Annotated in this window: 11 protein-coding genes; 3 read left to right on the forward strand and 8 right to left on the reverse strand. The window is 44.8% G+C overall.

Features of this window, described 5'->3' with window-relative positions:
* Positions 1-19: 19 nt before the first annotated feature.
* The 4 genes from FLA_RS26580 to FLA_RS26595 all read right to left on the reverse strand — a co-directional run bounded on the left by FLA_RS26580 (position 20) and on the right by FLA_RS26595 (position 7,357).
* The gene (locus FLA_RS26580; RefSeq protein WP_076376048.1) at positions 20-1,240 is read right to left on the reverse strand and encodes a DUF5000 domain-containing lipoprotein; all 1,221 of its coding nucleotides are present in this window, start codon (positions 1,238-1,240) and stop codon (positions 20-22) included.
* Positions 1,241-1,266: 26 nt separating this feature from the next.
* A complete protein-coding gene (locus FLA_RS26585) occupies positions 1,267-3,174 on the reverse strand; it encodes a RagB/SusD family nutrient uptake outer membrane protein (RefSeq protein WP_076376050.1) in 1,908 nt (635 codons plus the stop codon).
* Between the two features lie 37 nt (positions 3,175-3,211).
* On the reverse strand, positions 3,212-6,418 hold the full coding sequence (locus FLA_RS26590) for a SusC/RagA family TonB-linked outer membrane protein (RefSeq protein WP_076376052.1): 3,207 nt from the start codon (positions 6,416-6,418) through the stop codon (positions 3,212-3,214).
* Positions 6,419-6,523: 105 nt separating this feature from the next.
* Positions 6,524-7,357, reverse strand: coding sequence for an XRE family transcriptional regulator (locus tag FLA_RS26595; protein ID WP_076376054.1), 834 nt, complete (start codon positions 7,355-7,357; stop codon positions 6,524-6,526).
* A 195-nt stretch (positions 7,358-7,552) separates the two neighbouring features.
* Between FLA_RS26595 and FLA_RS26600 the strand changes: the two genes are divergently transcribed.
* Entirely contained in the window at positions 7,553-7,948 is a 396-nt protein-coding gene (locus FLA_RS26600; RefSeq protein WP_076376056.1) for a helix-turn-helix domain-containing protein, read from the forward strand.
* A 7-nt stretch (positions 7,949-7,955) separates the two neighbouring features.
* On the opposite strand, the gene FLA_RS26605 is transcribed toward FLA_RS26600, so the two are convergent.
* On the reverse strand, positions 7,956-12,086 hold the full coding sequence (locus tag FLA_RS26605) for a hybrid sensor histidine kinase/response regulator transcription factor (RefSeq protein WP_084206035.1): 4,131 nt from the start codon (positions 12,084-12,086) through the stop codon (positions 7,956-7,958).
* 212 nt (positions 12,087-12,298) lie between these two features.
* Between FLA_RS26605 and FLA_RS26610 the strand changes: the two genes are divergently transcribed.
* On the forward strand, positions 12,299-13,033 hold the full coding sequence (locus tag FLA_RS26610; protein ID WP_076376058.1) for a YqjF family protein: 735 nt from the start codon (positions 12,299-12,301) through the stop codon (positions 13,031-13,033).
* A gap of 7 nt (positions 13,034-13,040) precedes the next feature.
* Here FLA_RS26610 and FLA_RS26615 read toward each other — a convergent pair whose 3' ends face one another.
* Positions 13,041-15,089, reverse strand: a complete 2,049-nt coding sequence (locus FLA_RS26615) for a DUF3857 domain-containing transglutaminase family protein (RefSeq protein WP_076376060.1) — start codon at positions 15,087-15,089, stop codon at positions 13,041-13,043.
* A gap of 79 nt (positions 15,090-15,168) precedes the next feature.
* Positions 15,169-15,636, reverse strand: a complete 468-nt coding sequence (locus FLA_RS26620; protein WP_076376062.1) for a TspO/MBR family protein — start codon at positions 15,634-15,636, stop codon at positions 15,169-15,171.
* Between the two features lie 905 nt (positions 15,637-16,541).
* Between FLA_RS26620 and FLA_RS26625 the strand changes: the two genes are divergently transcribed.
* Positions 16,542-17,168, forward strand: a complete 627-nt coding sequence (locus FLA_RS26625; RefSeq protein WP_076376064.1) for a hypothetical protein — start codon at positions 16,542-16,544, stop codon at positions 17,166-17,168.
* Positions 17,169-17,239: 71 nt separating this feature from the next.
* On the opposite strand, the gene FLA_RS26630 is transcribed toward FLA_RS26625, so the two are convergent.
* A complete protein-coding gene (locus FLA_RS26630) occupies positions 17,240-18,469 on the reverse strand; it encodes a hypothetical protein (RefSeq protein ID WP_076376066.1) in 1,230 nt (409 codons plus the stop codon).
* Between the last annotated feature and the right edge of the window lie 284 nt (positions 18,470-18,753).

The raw sequence follows: 18,753 nt of genomic DNA on the forward strand, positions 1-18,753 counted from the left end.
ATCAACAAATAGGCAGTTATTAACGGGCATCGCCATACACCTGCACTTCCGATATCATGGGAAACGTGGTGCCTACCCAGTTTTCTTTACACCGCACACGCAGGTAGCGCATTTTAGGCACATCAATGCGAAAGTCCCAGCTAAAGCCTGCATAAGCCATATCGTAATCTTCTGTGGTTTGTATGCCATAGGCGCTGCCCGAAGGTTTTACCTCGGTAAACTCGCCCAGCAAAGTCCAGCTATCCCAGCTGCCATCCGTAGCAGGATTGGCCGAGCCCCATACCTCAAAACGCTTCATACACCCCCGGTAGTAATAAATACGGCCGTTGTTCAGATATTCGGGGTAATCCCATATCACAATGCGGCTGAGTTGCGCCAGCTGCCCCAGGTCGAACGTAAAACTTTGCGGGGCCAGGTTGGTAGGCGTACCAGCCAAACAACTGGGCCAGTTAATGATATCTCCATCCCATATTTTAGGAATGCCTACCCCGGCAGTACCTGACGACGAATTGGTCATGGGTGCATCGCCCGGCCATATTACCGGTGTCATGGTTTTATAATTGCTTTTAGGCAAAGCCGCTTCATACAAGGGCGTGAGTGTAGTAAACAACGTATCAGTGCTGTTTAAAAAACGGTCGCGCACAAACACCGCCAGCTTGGTGGCTTTAATACTTAAACCCCGGATAGGCTGGTTAATAGAATCGGTAGAAGTATAAATACCTCTCAGTAACACATACTCATACGTAGTATCTACCATAGCTATAATAGACACATTGGCGCGCACCGGGTTTTTAGAAATAATCCGCACGCCGGCAAAATCGGCCAGCACTTTTAAATTGCGGTACACCGCCCATATCGGGTTTTCCAACGGCTTCACCGTAATGGCTACCGGCTCTGATGCTACCTCAGATTTATTCACTGCATACAATGTAATCACGTGTGGCAACGTATCGCCAAAGCCATCCACCACCAGGGTGTTGGTATACTGCGAAGCTTTTACTTCCCTTTTTACCCCCGAGCGCAAATCATATACGGCTTTCACATAAGCCAGGTCGGGATTGCCAGGCAAAGTATAGGTAAGCGTAGCCTGCCCATTCTCGTTTACAATACCAATGTTGCTCACTTTGCCCGGCGTACCGCTGCTGCTGTTGAGCGGCTTTTGTACATCTTCCTTACAGGCCGTTACTGCGCAAGCCAGTAGTATGTATATATAAGTGGATAAGAATAATACCTTTTTCATGTAACCTCGTTTTAAATGAATGCACATTACCAGCCCGGGTTTTGCACCAGGTTGGGATTTACGGTAAAGTTGTACTGTTTGATGGGCCACAGATAATCGCGTGGCGCCACAAACTGTTGCTGGTAAACAGCACGCGGCTGGTAATACGAAAGCGCAGTGCTTTGATAAATACTCCACCCGGTAATAGGCTGGTTTAACAGTTGCACCGCATCTTTCCAGCGACGTAAATCCCAGAAGCGGCTGCCTTCAAAAGCCAGCTCTATACCACGCTCTTGTTTAATAATAGCCCGCATGCCCTCTTTAGTGGTGAATTTGGTGGGGTTGTTAGAGAAGTTGGTCCATGCTTCTTCAATAGCAGGAATACCCGCACGGGCACGTATCTTATTCAGGTAAGTGAACTCTTCGGCTACCGGCGCGCCGTTGGCTTCGTTCAATGCTTCTGCATACAGCAGGTACAGATCGGCCAGCCGCACCTCGGGCCATTCATAAAACCGGACAGAAGAGGCTGAATTGGTAGCAGAAAAATTCCAGTCTACCAGCTTCTTAATAAAGTAACCCGTTTCGTTATAAAAACCTTCGGTACCATTATTACCAAACTGCGTAAACTTGGCCTGCATTACATAAGTGCCTTCATCGGTGCCGGTAGGACTATTATACATATACCATACACCACCATCAAAACCCAGGTCGGCATAAAAACGTGGCTCCCTGTCAAAGTTCAGACGGGCAGTAGTATAATTTTCTCCTATATAAAACCGCTCGTCGTGTGTGCCTATGCGCAACTGTGACAGATTGCTAAAGTCCAGCGTTTTATCCTCATTAATAGGCACTCCGTTTTTAGTATAAAACAGCTGCGCCATTTTTAAAGGAGCCGCAAACTGCCCGTACGACAACTTGGAATTGCCGCCCGACACTAGCACACCCATGCAAATAGCCTGTAATTCCCAGGCCAGGCTATTGCTTAAGCCCCATACCCTTTCGCTGTTCCATCTTTCGGTAATAGCATTACGTATGCTCATTTGCCGCTTAGTGGTATCCGATAATGTCATAGCTGCCCCCGGAAACTCATACAACTTCATCCCTACACCTTCACAAGCATCTACTGCTGCCTTACAGGCACTGGCTGCCAGCTGCCATTTAGCAGCACTGTAGGTGGCAGAAAACATGCTGGCTCCATCTTTATTTTTAAATCCGGCATAATCGGCATTACCATTAAACAAAGGGCTGGCAGCCATTACCAGCAGTTTAGCTTTCACAGATAAAGCAATAGGTTTGGTAACACGGCCTAATTCATTAGCGGTTTCGGTAATCATATCCGGTAGCTTTACGGCGGCACTGTCCAGCAGATTACTGATATAGGTTACACACGAATCAAAAGGCACACGGCTTACCTTTACTTCATCAGGCGAAGCATATACCGGGATATTTTTATCGGTAACAGGTATAGGGCCATACATGCGCAATAACACGTAATGATAATAAGCCTTTAAAAATTGCACCTCCCCTATCCAGCGCATTCTTTCATCCAGGGTAAGATCAGGTACCTTACTCAGGTCTGTAACATTCTCCAGGAATGTATTACATACACGAATAGCCTTGGGAATATTATCCCATTGATTTTGCCAGGGGTTGTTTACGTTCTGGTTACCCAACGCTATATACCACGAAGTAGCGCCACTGATAGTACCCAGCTGTGTTTTGGGCAACCATATTTCATCACCGCCGGTAAAACCAATATTACCCGTGGCCGTGCCATCTTGTGGCAGGTACGAATAACAGGTAAACAAATACTTTTCTGCTTCAATGCGCAAAGCAAAAGCGTTATCAATAGTGGCTACATTATCAGGCACCACATTCAGGTATTTTTTACAGGAGGAAAAAAATACCTGCACCAGCAACAGCAAAGTGGTTATAGCAATTATTTTATGTTTCATAACAATTCTATTTATAGATAAACAAGGGGAAGTGGTGCTATAATGCCATGTTTACACCAATGTTAAACACACGCTGCAAAGGATACCCCAGGCCATTACCCCCCATTTCCACATCCCATAATTTAAAGGAAGAAAACGTATACAGGTTGCTGCCATTGGCATAAATGCGGGTAGCGCCAATGCCCCATTTACGCAACACGTGCTGCGGCACATTAAAACCAACTTCCACTGTTTTCAGGCGTAAAAACTTACCATTACGCAGCCACCAGCTGGAAGTTTGATTGTTATTAGCTACAAAAAAATTACTGAGCCTTGGCCACAACGCATAGCTATTGCGATTGTCTTCACTCCAGTGGTTTTTAGCCAGCACATCCAGCAAGCCATTTTGCGCGCCGCCATTAATTACAAAAGGAGAAATGTTTTCAGGATTGATAAAGAAAGAAGAACGGGCCGATCCCTGGAAAAAAGCGCTGATATCCAAAGCCCCATGCCCTACCGAAAACCCAAAGCCATATACTATTTCAGGCGTAGTAGGATAACCCAGCGGTATTACATCATTGCTGGTAATGCGGCCATCTTTATCCATATCATGATACTTCAAATCGCCCCCCATCACCTTTTGCACACTGCTAAAGCTTTGCAAAGGCGAGTTGGCCGCTTCGGCATCATCGTTAAATAAACGCTCGGCCAGGTAGCCAAAGGTTTGTTTGATACTATGCCCGGCACGGTATAAATACGACAGGTTATCGCCCCATACCGGCTCGTCGTACACCGTCATTTTATTAGAGGCATAGGTAAAGTTGGCCCGGGTTTGTATCCACCATTTATTACCCAGCTCTTTATTGAAGTCGGCCGAAATATCTACCCCCTTGCTTTCCACCTTTCCAATATTCGCCGACACTCCCGCCTCCAGCCCCATAGTGGTAGGTACATAGGAACGTGGCATCAGAATATTGCTGCGGTTTTGACGGTAAGCATCTATCACAATGTTCAGCGAACGCAACAGGGTAATATCGGCACCAAGGTTTATTTGCTTGCTCAGCTCCCAGGTAATCTGGTCATTGGCATAACGGGAAATGCTCACACCAGGACGGCCATACAGGTAATCCTGCCCAAACTGAGCGCCATACCCGCTGTTGTTCATGTTTACATTGCTCATGTAAAAGAACCTGTCCGAGCTTGCGCCAATCTGGTCGTTCCCCACCAGGCCGTAAGTAGCCCTTAGTTTTAACCTCGACACTACAGGGGTAAGTGGCTCAAAAAAGCGTTCGCTGGAAATATTGTAACCCACTCCTACAGAGGGGAACAGTCCAAAACGGTTATTGGCCGAAAAACGTTCCGACCCATTATAACCGAAATTAAATTCCATCATATAACGATTATCATATCCATAGGTAAAACGGCCCGATACTCCCATGTTACGACCCGGCAGGGAAGCCTGCAAGTCGCCGGCATTCGCAGTCTGATAACTGCGCATAATGCCTATTACCATACCCGACACAGCATGTACGCTGTTAAACAGGCGGCTATAGTTAATGGCCCCCTCGGCATAAAAGGTAGTGTTCAATACTTTATTGCCTTCGTTATAGCTCAGGTATTCGGTGCCTACAGCGCCTATAGAAGTGCTGGAACCATCGTTTAACGGAATCAGCTTTTCTATGCCCTTACCATCAATGGTACTGGGTGAATAGAAAAACGGATTGTATTGCCGCGCCAGATCGAAGTAAGAATAGCGGTTGGTATACGCCATACCACGTATGTTCAACCCCTGGGCAATAACGCTTAAATCCTGCTTTAACTCTACCTGCGCCAGCATGGTACTGCTTTTATACTGCTGGTAGCCCGAAATAGTGGAAGCATAGGGGTTGATATACAAACTTTTGGTACCCGGTATTAAGGCATTGCCAAACAAAGGGTGTTTGGCCAAAGGCATATACGAAGCAGGATATACCGCCGGGAACATTACCGGGTTCGACCATATAGCCCTGCGAAAAGCCACCTGGCCACCATTGATACGATTGCCATTATCATCATAACCACCTACCGGGCCGCTGTAATCATCAAACTGGCCATAAAGCCGGATGATAGCTTCGGTAGTTTTGGTAAACTTAAAGTTAACGTTGCTTCTGATGGCATAGTTACGCAGCTTAATGTTATTGCTGAAGCTGTTCAGCTCATTGCCTTTTAAAAGTCCGTTATCCACATTATAGGTGCCGGAAAGATAATATTGCGCATTAGGCGCACCACCCGAAACGTTGAGATTAAACCGCTGGTTGGCGGTATAGTCTTTTATCAGTTGTTGAATCCAGTTGTTACTGGGATATAACAGCGGATTATCGCCCGCTTCGGTATGGTCTATTTTATTCTGCGAATAAGGCAATAGTTGCTCCGGTGTTCTGGTAAGCACCGCCTCATTGGCCAGCTTCATGTAAGTGATGTTATCGGAGAAACCGAAGTTGCGGGTGTTGGTAGAAATAGAATTTTCGGCCCGGAAACCGAATTTGGTTTTACCCGATTCACCTCTTTTGGTAATCACCAGCACCACTCCATTCGCGCCCCTTGCCCCATACACGGCGGCAGCGGTAGCATCTTTCAACACCGAAAAAGAAGCAATATCATCCGGCTGCAAACGCGCCAGGTCGGTACTGCTCGATTCTACGCCATCTATCAGAATCAGCGGATCTACCTTGCCCGAACCAAACGAGCCCAGGCCCCTGATAAAAAACGAAGCATTGTCGGCCCCCGGCTCTCCACTTTGCTGGTAAGCAATCAAACCCGCTATTCTACCGGCCAGCATGGTAGTAAGGTTGCCTGTTGGCCCTTTCAGCTCTTTGGGGTTGATGGTGGTAACCGAGCTTACCATGCTTATTTTACGCTGAGTGCCATAGCCCACTACTGCTACATCATTTAAACCATTGTCTTCCAGGGTTAGCTTTACCTCTATCAGTGTGCGGCTTTGTATGGCCACTTCGTATGGCTTATACCCTACAAATGAAAACACCAGCGTATCGCCGGCAGCTGCCCTGATGGAGTAAAAACCTTTTTCGTTGGTGCGGGCAATGATTTTAGGAGCAGATTTGGCCCTTACAATGGCTCCTTCTAACAGTGCAGAATCGGAACTTACGGTTCCTGTAATCAATAGCCGGTTATCCTGGGCGCCGGCAGGTAACGCTCCATAACCCACTATCAAACAAAACAACAGGATAAAACGTATCCGTTTTTCCCAAAAGCAGTTGCTGGTCATAGTTAACCCGTTTTATATGAACAAATAATCTGCATAAAGCAAAAAATAAATGCTCACTGCCCACGGGGCTAAATTCAGCTTTCAACAGGGGTAAATCCGGTTTGTTTACCGGGCGTCGGGTATGCGTTGCAACATCTTCTTCAAGGTCTCTTCCAGCATGTAAATACGCGCTTCCGTATCTGCCACGCGGGTAAAAATTTCGGCCGGGGCACGCATCTGCCGGCTCATAAAAGCAATACCGTACCACACCTCCAGCACATCTTCGGGATGTACTACAATAGGTGGAAACTCTTCGCGATGGCGGTAGTTATCCGATTTTAAAATCAGTTTATTATCACGGGTAATCCGGTTCAATACTCTTTTTACCACCACCCCATCCTGGCGGGTTACTATCACATACACCCTGTCGTCGCGTATATCGTTGAGGTTTTCTACAAACTGGGTGATCAGTACGTCGTTATCATCAAAGGTGGGATGCATGCTTAAACCTGATACCTCAAACATGCGGTAAGTGCCGGTGGCAAAACCCGGTAAACGGTAATTGGGCAGGGAGGCAACATAAGAAGGATCGTCATACCCATTCAGGTAACCCGCCCGGGCCCTTCCCGGCACCATTACCATGTTTTCATTCCCCGAATTATCCACCGTTACTACCTGCGGCATACGCAACAGGGTATTGGCGGGGTTGCCAATGGCGGGCGTTGTGGCTTGTTCTTTTAAAAGATGTACATCATCGGCCAGGTTATGCACCAGCAACATATTGAGCGAAACGCCAAAAAAGCTGGCAATGCTAACTATTTGATCAATATTGGGTTGCGACACCCCCATCTCATAATTGTTCCAGGTGGTGCGCTTAATGCCAAGCGCATCCAGCATTTCGGCCTGTTTCAGGCCTTTGAATTTTCTGAGAAACTGAATGTTGGATGCAAAATGGTTCATACACAAAAATAAAAAAATTTAAAATTTGGACTAATTAAATTAGCAAAGCCAATTATTTAGTCATATCTTTGCTAAGCAATCGGAAAAGGAACACAAAGATGCAGCCAAAAGTCCAACAAAATGACATTTTGACCAATTTTGTGTCACAACCTTGGACAATTAAGATTAGCAAGGCAAAAGAAAGATCCAATATATATGAAAAGAGTAAACCCAATTCCTGGTATTCACGACTGGTTTTATGAACACAAAGGCGTTTACACCTTACATGAAATCTTACAACAAACCTGTAAAGCCTTTCACGTTTCGGAGGACATAATTACAGAAGGAAAAAGTGTAAGATGGATAGTTTCGATACGACAAGTGTTCTGCTATTTCGCCAGCCATTTAACAGAAGAAAAATGGACAACCATTGGTGAGTTTATCAACACAGATCATGCTACCGCTATCCGTGGCGCTAAAAAAATAAGCGACTACCTGGATACCGCTGATGACATCACAATAGAAAAAGTAAAAAGAGTATATCACTATTTTCAAATACTCAACAACAGCATGGAAGCACACGCTAACAAAAGATATGCTGCTGTTTGCTAACCAGTTTTTAGTTTTTTATGGCCGTTGCGGGCATGCGCACCACATGCCCATCTAACCTATATGTTTTTTGAAACGATTTACGGTACTTCCGGATATAATCAGAAGGGTTGCTTCCAAACAGTTTATAAAATTGCTCCCTGAAATATTTGCTATCGTTAATTCCCACCATGATAGCAGCTTCATTTACGTTGCACGAGCTGTTAATAAACAGCTCGGCAGCCCTTCTGAGCCGGATGTACCGTATAAATCCGTTAACGGTTTGCCCCGAAATAGCTTTCACTTTTTTATACAGGTTGCTATGGCTCATGCCAATGGCAGTAGACAGGGTTTTAATACTAAACTCTTCATTATCGATGTGCTGTTCTACAATAGCAATACACCTGTCTAAAAAGTCTTTGTACTCTCCTGATATTTTTAAGTTGTGAGGCTGTAAGGTTATTTCGTTAAAGAAATACTGTTGCAGGTTGTTCCTGCTTTTCAACAATGCTTCTACCCTGGCTTCCAATAATTCCTTTTCAAAAGGCTTAGTGATATAATCATCTGCGCCGCAGGCCACGCCTTTCAACTTCACCGATGCCGATGTGCTGGCCGTGAGCAACACCAATGGAATATGGCTGAACGCCTTATCGGCTTTTAACTGGTTGCATAGCTCAATGCCACTGATTCCTGGCATTACCACATCACTGATAATAATATCCGGCATTAACTGTTTTACCAGTTGCAAACCTTGCTCGGCATTCTCCGCTTCGTGCAAATGAAAGCGTTTTTTAAACAGCTTACCTATATACTGCCGCACCTCCTGGTTATCATCTATCACCAGCATTAACGGGGCATCTGACACCAGGGCTTCTGCCGGCTCGTTCAGTGCTGTCTCTTCTGCTACCACCATTTCTTCTTCCTGCATCCATTCCTGTAGCCCTGCCGCCGGGGCCACATCTTGTGCAATAATATCTTCGGCTTTAAAATGCGCCTTCCCTTTTAGCAACTGCACACAAAAGGTGGCGCCGCCCTCTGTGTTATTACGATAGCTGATGTTGCCTGCATGATGTTCTACAAAATGCTTTACCAGGTATAAGCCAATGCCAAAACCCGACAAAGCTGCTTTACCACTACGTTTATCCTGGTAAAATTTATCAAATACATGGCGGCCTGCTTCGGCCGAAATACCACATCCCGTATCCGTTACCAGCACCTGTACCTGCTGTGCTGCTTCTGTTACATGCAACAACACCTTACCTCCATCGGGTGTAAACTTCAACGCATTGGCCACCAGGTTAAACAAGGCTATTTCCATTTTTTCCCTGTCCGCATATATTTCCAGCAAAGCATTATCACACGAAAACTCATATTCAATCTGCCTGTTTTTAGCCTGTTGAATAAAACACAGGTACACCTCGTAACACAACTCGTAAAAGTTAAGCGGCGCCACATGCAACTGATCGGCCTGACTATCTGCTTTTCTAAAAAGCAATAACTGGTCTACCAGGCTTAGCAACCGCCTGGCGTTTCTATGCACCACCCGCAGGTTTTCGGCATCTGCCTCTTTGCTGGTATTGCACAACAGCTCTTTTACCGGGTTAATGATCAAGGTTAATGGTGAACGGAATTCGTGCGAGATATTGGTAAAGAAAGAAAGCTTTTTTTCGTTCAGTTCTTTTTCTTTTTCCACCTCCAGGTGTGCCAGCTCTACCTCATAGGTAAGCCTGGCCTGCTTTTTCTGGTATAACAGGTACATGCGTATCGCTGCAAAAGCCACTGCGCCATACAGCACCCATGCCCACCAGCTGCGGTACCAGGGGGGCAACACGGTAATGGCAATTAAGCGCTCTTTGCTGCTCCATACCCCCTCGGCATTGGTGCATTTAATATGCAGGGTATACTTGCCCTCGTGCAGGCGGGAATAGTTGGCTGTTTTCAGCTTACCATAACTCCAGTCTTTATCCCATCCTTCCAGGTAATAGGCGTAGGTAATTTTATCCGGTGCCGAATATTCCAGTGCCGCAAAATCAACCGACAACACCGCTTTATCATACGGCAGGCGTATGTTGGTGACATCATAAATAGAAGTGCTACCGGTAAAGTAAGTTTTGTTATTGGCTGCAGGCTGGTTGTTAATGTGCATACCGGTTAACAGCAGGTCGGGCATAGCGCAGGTACTTTGCACACTATCCGGATAAAACAGGTTAAACCCTTTAATACCCCCAAACAAAAACGCGCCGCTTTGCAAAGCCAGTGCCGCATTATAGTTAAACTGGTTGGTTTGTAAACCATCCGAACCGTAGAAGTTAGTAAACCTGCCTGTAGCCGGCTGCAGGCACGAAAGCCCATTGAAAGTACTGATCCACAAATTCCCTTTACTATCCTCCAGCATGTTTAAAGCCGAGTTGCTGGCCAGCCCCTCTGTTTCCGACAACACCGTCCATTGCCCGGTGGCAGGGTTTAGTTGCAACACACCGCCCCCTTCTGTACCCACCCAATAGCGTCCGGCCTTATCCTGGTGAAAAAAACGAACCGGGAAATTGATCTCATACACACGATGTTGTTTTTTATGGGCATCTATGCGTATCAGCTTGTTAAAAGTACCCGCCCATAAATTACCCAGGTTATCTTCTGCCAGTGTAATCACATCTGCCAACTGATCGTCAAACACCTCAAACCTGTCGGCTTCACGGTTATAGCGATATAACCTCCCCGATGCACAGGTGCCCGCCCATAGTTGATGCCGCTTGTCTTCATACAGCTTCCACACATACCAATCTTCATAATGATACTGTGCGTTATAGCAGGCATACCGTTTAAACGACTTTGTGGCAGCATCGTATTTATTAATGCCTGCTCCATAGGTAGCAATCCAGATATCGTTGCGATAATCCTTTACAATGCTGGTGGCGTAATTATTACTTAACGAGGTGGTATTATCTGCCTCATGTTTAAAGGAAGTATATTGCTGGGTATGCCGGTTCCAGCAACTCACCCCTCCACCATCGGTACCTATCCAGATATTGTTTTTTTCATCCTCGCAAAACGATAATATAAAATCATTTACCAGGCTGTTGGTTTGTAGCGGGTCGCGACTGATGGTAACAAAGCGGTTCTTTTGTTTGTCAATCACATTGATCCCGCCGCGTAAGGTGCCAATCCACTTACGGCTTTCCTTATCCTCATATATAGCATAAATAGCGGCACTGGTTATGGTGTTTTTATCCTGCCCCGGCAGCATCCAGCTAAAGGTGCCTGTGGGAATGTGCAGTATGTTTACACCGCCGCCGTCTGTAGCAATCCATAGCTGTTGTTGTTTATCCAGGCACAGGCCCACCACCTTGCGGGCGCTAAGTCCCTTTTTACCCTCGTCAAACACCTGCACCGTATTCAGCCGTACATTATACATCACCAACCCAATTTCCGAACCCAGCCATACCGTGTCTTCATTACCCGCCAGCAGGCAGTTGCCGGTATATATCCGGCTGTTTACCAGTTGTATTTCATCGGCTTCCCGGGCATACTTACACAAACCATATCCCTGCACAAACACCCATAGCTGGCCCCTGGCATCAAAGCTGATAGCCTGTGCATGATAGTTAAGTATGCGTTGCGAAGCAATGTGTAAAGGAATGGTGTGTGCCGGTGCAGTATCGCCGGCTTTGTATTGCAGCAGTCCAATGCCTGCCGCCGCCACAAACATGTTGTGGTTGGTCGCTTTTTTAATATCGTTTACCGGCTGGGTTATCTTTTGTTTTTTGCCCTCGTGCCACACATAGGCCGGAAAAAAGGCTTCACGGATATTGCAGTAAATGCTTAACCCTTTTTTAGTGCCTACCCATATGTTATTGTGTGCATCTTCCCCGATAGCCACAATGCGATTGTCTATTAAGGTAGCAGTATCGTTGAGTTTGTTGCGAAAGGTTTTAAAATGATAGCCATCGTAACGGTTTAACCCGTCGTAGGTGCCAAACCACATAAAGCCTTTACTATCCTGCTGAATGCAGGTAACGGCATTGTTGCTTAGCCCCTGCTCAATGCCCAGGTATTCCACTTTCACCTGCTGGGCAATGGAGGGTAGCAGCGTTAGCAACACGCAACATAGGCATAGCGCAGCTGCACGCATATGCAGCCGGCAAATAGTAGCATTTGGCGTCATTTCTCACAATAGTTTAAGCAGCTGTTTCTGATGGGCATACAGTAGCCCTTATTGTCCAAACAAAACAATACATATGGCAATGCAAAACAGCAATCTGTTTAAATCGTTCTTATCAAATTTAATCTATATAACGAATTTCATTAGCATTATTTTAACATATATAAGCAGTTTTCCTGCCAATCGCTAATTTTGTATTCTACCTATCCCCTGTTATGCCCATACATAATTTATTAAAAGACACGGCACACCGCCCCTGGCCTTTACCCGAAAAGCAATGGCGGTATTACCAGGAATGGAACAGTTTATTGTTTTTACATTGGGAAGCAGATGCCGCCGCACTGGAACCTTTTATTCCGGCCGGCACCACATTGGATACGTTTGAAGGAAAAGCATGGCTGTCGATAGTGCCGTTTACCATGCAGAAGATACGACCTAAGTTTCTGCCTTCTTTTAAACCCGTTTCCGATTTTCATGAAATAAACGTGCGCACTTATGTAACTAAAGATGGGCAGCCGGGTGTGTTTTTCTTTAGCATAGAAGCACAGAAAGCAGTTTCGGCCTTTTTATCGCGCAAGCTGTCGGGCATGCCTTACGAAAAGGCACATATTGTGCGGGCTGTGGGCGGGAATGAGCATCAGTACTATGCTAACAATGCTAACAAGCAATTTCGCCTGAACGTGGCGTTTTCCGTTGAGAAGGCAAACACTGCCAAAACCGCACTGGATTTGTTTTTAACCGAACGGTATTGTGTATACATTACCCTGGATGGCCTACTATACCGATACCATGTGCATCATGCACCCTGGCCATTGCACCACATTACGCTGAAAGATTTATCCCTGCAATATAAGGCCGGACACCTGTCTGTTACGCCTGATACCCCGCCTGCATTGATTCATTATTCACCCGGCGTAAAAGTGGTAGCCTGGAATAAAGAGCTGGCGTAATACGCCCTTACTTTTTCATCCACCAGGCCATACCGGCAAAAATCAGCACTACCAGCACAATAGAACCTATAATGGAAATGATGTTGGTAGAAGCACTTTTATTAGCGGATTGAATGCTGGACACATGATCGTCCCACACCACAATGCCCAACGCATCTTCCACTTTTTCTATGTTAGCCATATATTCTGTAGCCTTTTCAGGAGCAATATAGTCGCTAAAGTTTTGGTATGTATAGGTAGTAGCGGCGTTGAGCCCTGCGTAATTGAACTCCTTTTTGGTAAACAAAAACGCATCTGATTTTACTTCTTTGTAGGTATCATACGATTTAAACCCACCCGGCATAAACACTTCAATGGTTTCTTCAAATTTTGCCGGGAAAACAAGCCGCATCGGCATTTTTCTATTCTGTTCATCCGACCGCCTCACCACACCACTGAGCACAAACGGTTCAATACCCTTGGTTTCGGCGCCTTTCCCTTCCCAGAAATCATTGATGCGGTAATATTCCCATACCGATATTTCGCCCGTTACCGGGTTATCGGTGTGCTTAAGGCTATCTATTTCAATTTTATCGTAGAAGCGATGATAGAAGTCTTTATAATCATCCTTCATTTCACGCATGCTTTTACTCATAAACTTGCTACGCACATCATCGGCATAGCCTCCGGAATACACCGTAACCACCTCCATAGACACCTCCGCCAAATGCCGGGTTATTCTAATGATATCCCGTATTTTAACCATGCCCGTAGGGTGATAGGTAATAGTGGTAAGCCCCGTAGTGGTGTCTGTTAACACCAGGCCACACTGATAATCGGGATAGTCGATATTGTCAATACTGCCCCGTTGATAAGAGATAGTTGGATCGAAATAATAATGTTTGTTATTGAGGGTAACCCTTACCGTGGCATGATCAAAAGCCTGTGCCGAAGGTAGCTTGTCACGTAATCTGGCCTTGGCGCTGGTGTTAATCAATACAATATGCGCTTCCACGCCCATGGCCTTTAGCATCTGGCACAGCAGGTACGACTTCTCTTTACAATCGCCAAAACGCTGCTCAAACACTTTACCGGGCGTTGCCGGACGAAACGAGCACTCGCCCATTTCAATGCCCATATACCGTATATCGTCCTGCACAAATTGCAACGCCGCCAATACCTGTTTTTCGGGCGTGGTGTTGGCCTGGGTAATTTCTTTTATTTTCTGTTGCAAGCCGGTAGAAAGCGGTACGTTTTGCGGGAACAGGGTGATAGCCCATTGACTTACCTCCTTCCAGCTTTTACACTCTGTTACGTTAATGCCCGACAGGGGATTATACCAGGTGGGTAAATAGCTTTCCCACTTCACCCCTGGTACCAGTTCCTGCTTCCATTCATATATGGTTTGCTGCGCCTGTTTGGTGATTACCGGTTGCAGCGTACTGTTGTGGTTGGCGATGGACACCTCTTTGCCGGCAGGCACCAATAGCCTGGCATAAAAATGATACAGGGGGTAACCCGGCGTGATTTCAAAAAAATCGCTGTACTTACCCTCAAATACCGGGTTCCAGCCTTTAACAGAGTAACTGTATTCAATCACATCTCCCGGTTGCGTATTTTCCAATATACGAACCGCCTGCAAAGTGCCGTTGTAAACAAAGGACTTCAACTCTGTTTCTTCATGAATCACCTTTATTTTATCGGCCTGCAGCTGGTTCATCACCTGCCCTTTCCTGATCACGTCAATGGAATGAAACTGCACCGTTTCGTAAGCCGGATCGTACTCCACCTTTACCTGCGAAGCACTTTGTACGCCTGCGGCGTTCAATATTTTTAAACGGATTTTATAATAGGTACATTTTTCGGCAATGGACACCTGCTTTTCATACGCTTCATCCATATAACCATCTTCCGCTTCCTCGTCCATAGAAGTGTTGGCATCATCAATAGCATGCACCGTTACCCAGCCAGGCGTTTTGGCAATAACCGGTTTTTTGTTTTGTGCCGTAAGCGTAGTAGCATGAAAAAGCCCAACTATCATTGCAGCCGTGAGCAGGGCGTGCCTAAAGTAGTTCATAAAGATCCAGTGGTTGAATGAGACTTTAAAATTACATATTTATGCGCCACCTGCCGGGAAATATAGGTGGCCAGCGGGGTTAATTCAGTTTGTAAATAGTATAGTTTAAAGCAGTAGCAAAACTTACCCATGCCAGGTAAGGCACCAGCAACCAGGCCGACACCCTGCTGATACGGCTAAAACCCGCTATGCACAAAATGATGAATAGCAGCAGCAAAATAATATCCACCAATGCCCAGGCTATCAGATGAAACTCGAAAAAGAGGAACGACCATAAAAAGTTGAGGGCCAGTTGCGCCATAAACAACTTCAACGCATTGTTGCGGGTAACACTGGCAGGTAGCTTCCAGATACAATACAGGCTTATGCCCATGATCACATATAAGGTTGTCCATACCGGCGCAAACAGCCAGTTGGGCGGGTTAAAGCCGGGTTTGTTAATGGTTACATACCAGTTGCGCACATTTCTACTGGTAGGAATGCTGGCTAAAGAACCTACCAGTATAGGCAACAGAATAGACAATACTAATTTCCTGTTTGCTTTCATAAGGCTGTTTATTTTTTAAACTGCAACTGCAGTTGTTGTAATTTCTTTTGCCGCACTGCGTATTTTTTAACGCGTGAGGAGCAGAATAGTTGCGCAAGGGAACACAATACAAATATAATTTTTCAATACATTCTCACAACATCCGTTACTGCTATTTCATTTTCAATCGTTTATGAATGCTCATTTTACATATCCTATGCGAGTATCATAAATAACGGAGTCACGCATATATAATTCTATAATAGTCAGCACACTACAACACATCAATGTTTCACACATTTGTTTAAGCACCTTTTTTAAAAGTTTTTTTCCGCGTCCAAACTGCATTTGAGCCTGGTTATGCATAAGTTATGGTGAAAAAATGAACGACGCATGTTGCAGCTTTGCATTCAGACGAGAGAAAATACAGAACGGCCGTTCGCCCACACAGCACGCTTCCTTTTCTACTGGTTATTGCGCAAGGAAAATAGCGGACTGTTGGAAAATATTTCTTCTCTGAATTTTTAAAAATTGCGGCTGAATTTTTTCCACTTGTCTCTGGTGGAAAAATTTATGTCTCTGAATATTTTTTATATGCGGCGAAGTGAAGCAAAATAGGAGCTCCCTTTTGCGTCACTTCTTCTTCTGGAAAAGAATTCAGGCACAGATAAAATTTATTGGTGCCGATATAAGAAAAAATCAGTGCTCATTTTTTTTCCTTGAGACACGGAGAAGAAGTGTAGCGCGCAGATTTTTATTCACTTCGCCACCAATAAATTTTACTCAGCCGCAAGTTTTATTTTTTGCGGCGCAAGTAAAAAATATTCAGAGACATAAATGCTTTCAGCAGGCGCAGGTAAAAAATATTCAGCCGCATTTTTTTCTCCCTGACCCAACTATTTTTTTAACAGCTAAATAAAATAAACATGAATAGTAACTATAAACATTACTTACCCTCGAACGATGCCGAATTACAGCAGTGGACCAACACCTTTCACGAAAAAATTGTGGTGTTAGGCTCCATAGTAGGTTTGTCGGCTACCCAGATCACAGAACTGGAAACGGCTTCCAGCGAGTTATCCAGCTCTTTACAAAAAGTAAAGACTAAAAAGCAGGAGCAAAAAGAAGCTATTTCAGCTAAAGACCTGGCTAAGAAAAATCAATTGAAGGTAATTACCTCTATAGCCGCAAATATAAAAAGAGCCCCCGGCTATACAGAAAACCTGGGCCAGGAACTGGGCATTGTGGGCAGCAGCACCAGCACTGAAAAAAGGACATTAACACCTACTATAAAGCTAACGCGTTACCCTGATTATATAGAAGTTGCTTTTGTAAAACAAAATCAGCCAGGCATATCTATTTACTCCCGGGTAAAAGGCAGCGAAGATTGGAAAAAGTTAATTGGCGGTGCAACCAAATCTCCTTACAACGATTACTCACCTGTTCAGCCCGGCCAAAGCACAGAAGTGCGCGAATACAAAGCACGCTTCTGGGATAATGGAGTAGAAATAGGACAGGATAGCGTTGGCGTATACACAGTTGTTGGAAGCTAAGCATATTCACCTGAAACGATGGGCCTGCCTGAAAAGGCGGGCCCTTTTTCGGCATAAAAAAACAACAAGCTTTATAAATGGATACAGAAATTAGCACTGCTATACCGGGGCGACATGCTATACTCGTTCCCCTCTGCATACACACCTGTAAAAACAGAGTTCACGTATAGTTCAAACCGCTTCATCAGCAATACGCCTACCCTAAAATGACAGGAAGTCCAGTTACTACCTACCTTAAAATAGTCGTTGATCACTGTTGTTTCTAAACCGGTAGCTCTTTGATGCATTTCATTCTTTTTTAAAGAGATCAAATTATAAGCGCCTCCTATTCCTGCATATATTTTACATTTTTCTCTACGGAAAACGTTGTACAACAGCGATAACGACAAACGGGTATCGCTTCCCTTTAGATAGTAGTCGTATTTAAAGTAATCAGCTGCATCACTCATGGTGCTGGTATAATTGTAAGGCAAATACGACACATCAAACCTGAACACCAGATCCTGCAAGCTTCTCACCGCATAGATATTCACACCCGCTTCTACCGTTCCTGTGGTATTGCGACTTAACTGCACATTACTCATCTTGCCCGCCATATTTATTTTACCACTCGCCAATCCCCCACCTATGAAAAAGCTAAACAGCCTTCCCCGGGGACGTTTATAAGCATACTGCAACTGATCATTGTTAATAGTGGCTATCACTTTTTTAATATCACGTTCCGCATACTCCGTTGATTCAATCATCTCTTTTGCCCCTTCCGATGCAAAGCGGGTAGCCAATCCATTTAACTGATCTTTATAAATGGGCAATGTAACCACCTGTCCATTACTGTTCAATCCCATTTTATATTCCAGCAGTGTAAACACATCCGGATCGGCTTCGGTATAAAGATGTAATTTATCCTCATTCAATTCATACAAATTCAGCTTCTTACCCAACAGTAAGGCTCTTAGCAATACCGTGTCTTTTTGTATCGCTTCCTGCTCTATCGGCAATAAGCTATTCATATCCACAGGACGTAAGTCTTTGGTGACAATCGCCTTTTTGTAAATATCAAAACCGGTAATCTCCAGGTAATGCACATCGTTGACAGTATATGTCACTGACTTTCCTGTAGCAGAATCGCTATAAAAAGTGAATGATTTCGGATTTTTCCGCCAGGCTTTGTAGTTGATCCACCCATACAGGGTATCGCCATTGTTCAGCACCACCAGACCTTGCTTTTTTTGAATTTGGGCATAAGAAGTAGTAACCAAAAGCACGGCTATGAGCAAAAAGTAAAGCGTTTTAGTTTTCATTGTATAGTTATTATAGAAATTATGGTTTAAGAACTTTTTATATCCTGTTAAGTAATTCAGACATTGTCTTTATCGTCTCTAACAATCAAAGCTGCACAGATTAGCCATGGCATTTACATTCAGAGATTTCATCGGGTGTTGCAGTGATGTTTTTTACAGAAGGTGCACATAGCAATAAAATAACAAAAAAGAAGTATTAATAATCAAACTTAGACAAGCTTCTACAGCAGCTCATACATTCGTTTATTTGACTGCTCATAAAAGAATAAGCAGTCAAGCTGTTA

This window comes from Filimonas lacunae (assembly GCF_002355595.1).
Lineage (GTDB): Bacteria > Bacteroidota > Bacteroidia > Chitinophagales > Chitinophagaceae > Filimonas > Filimonas lacunae.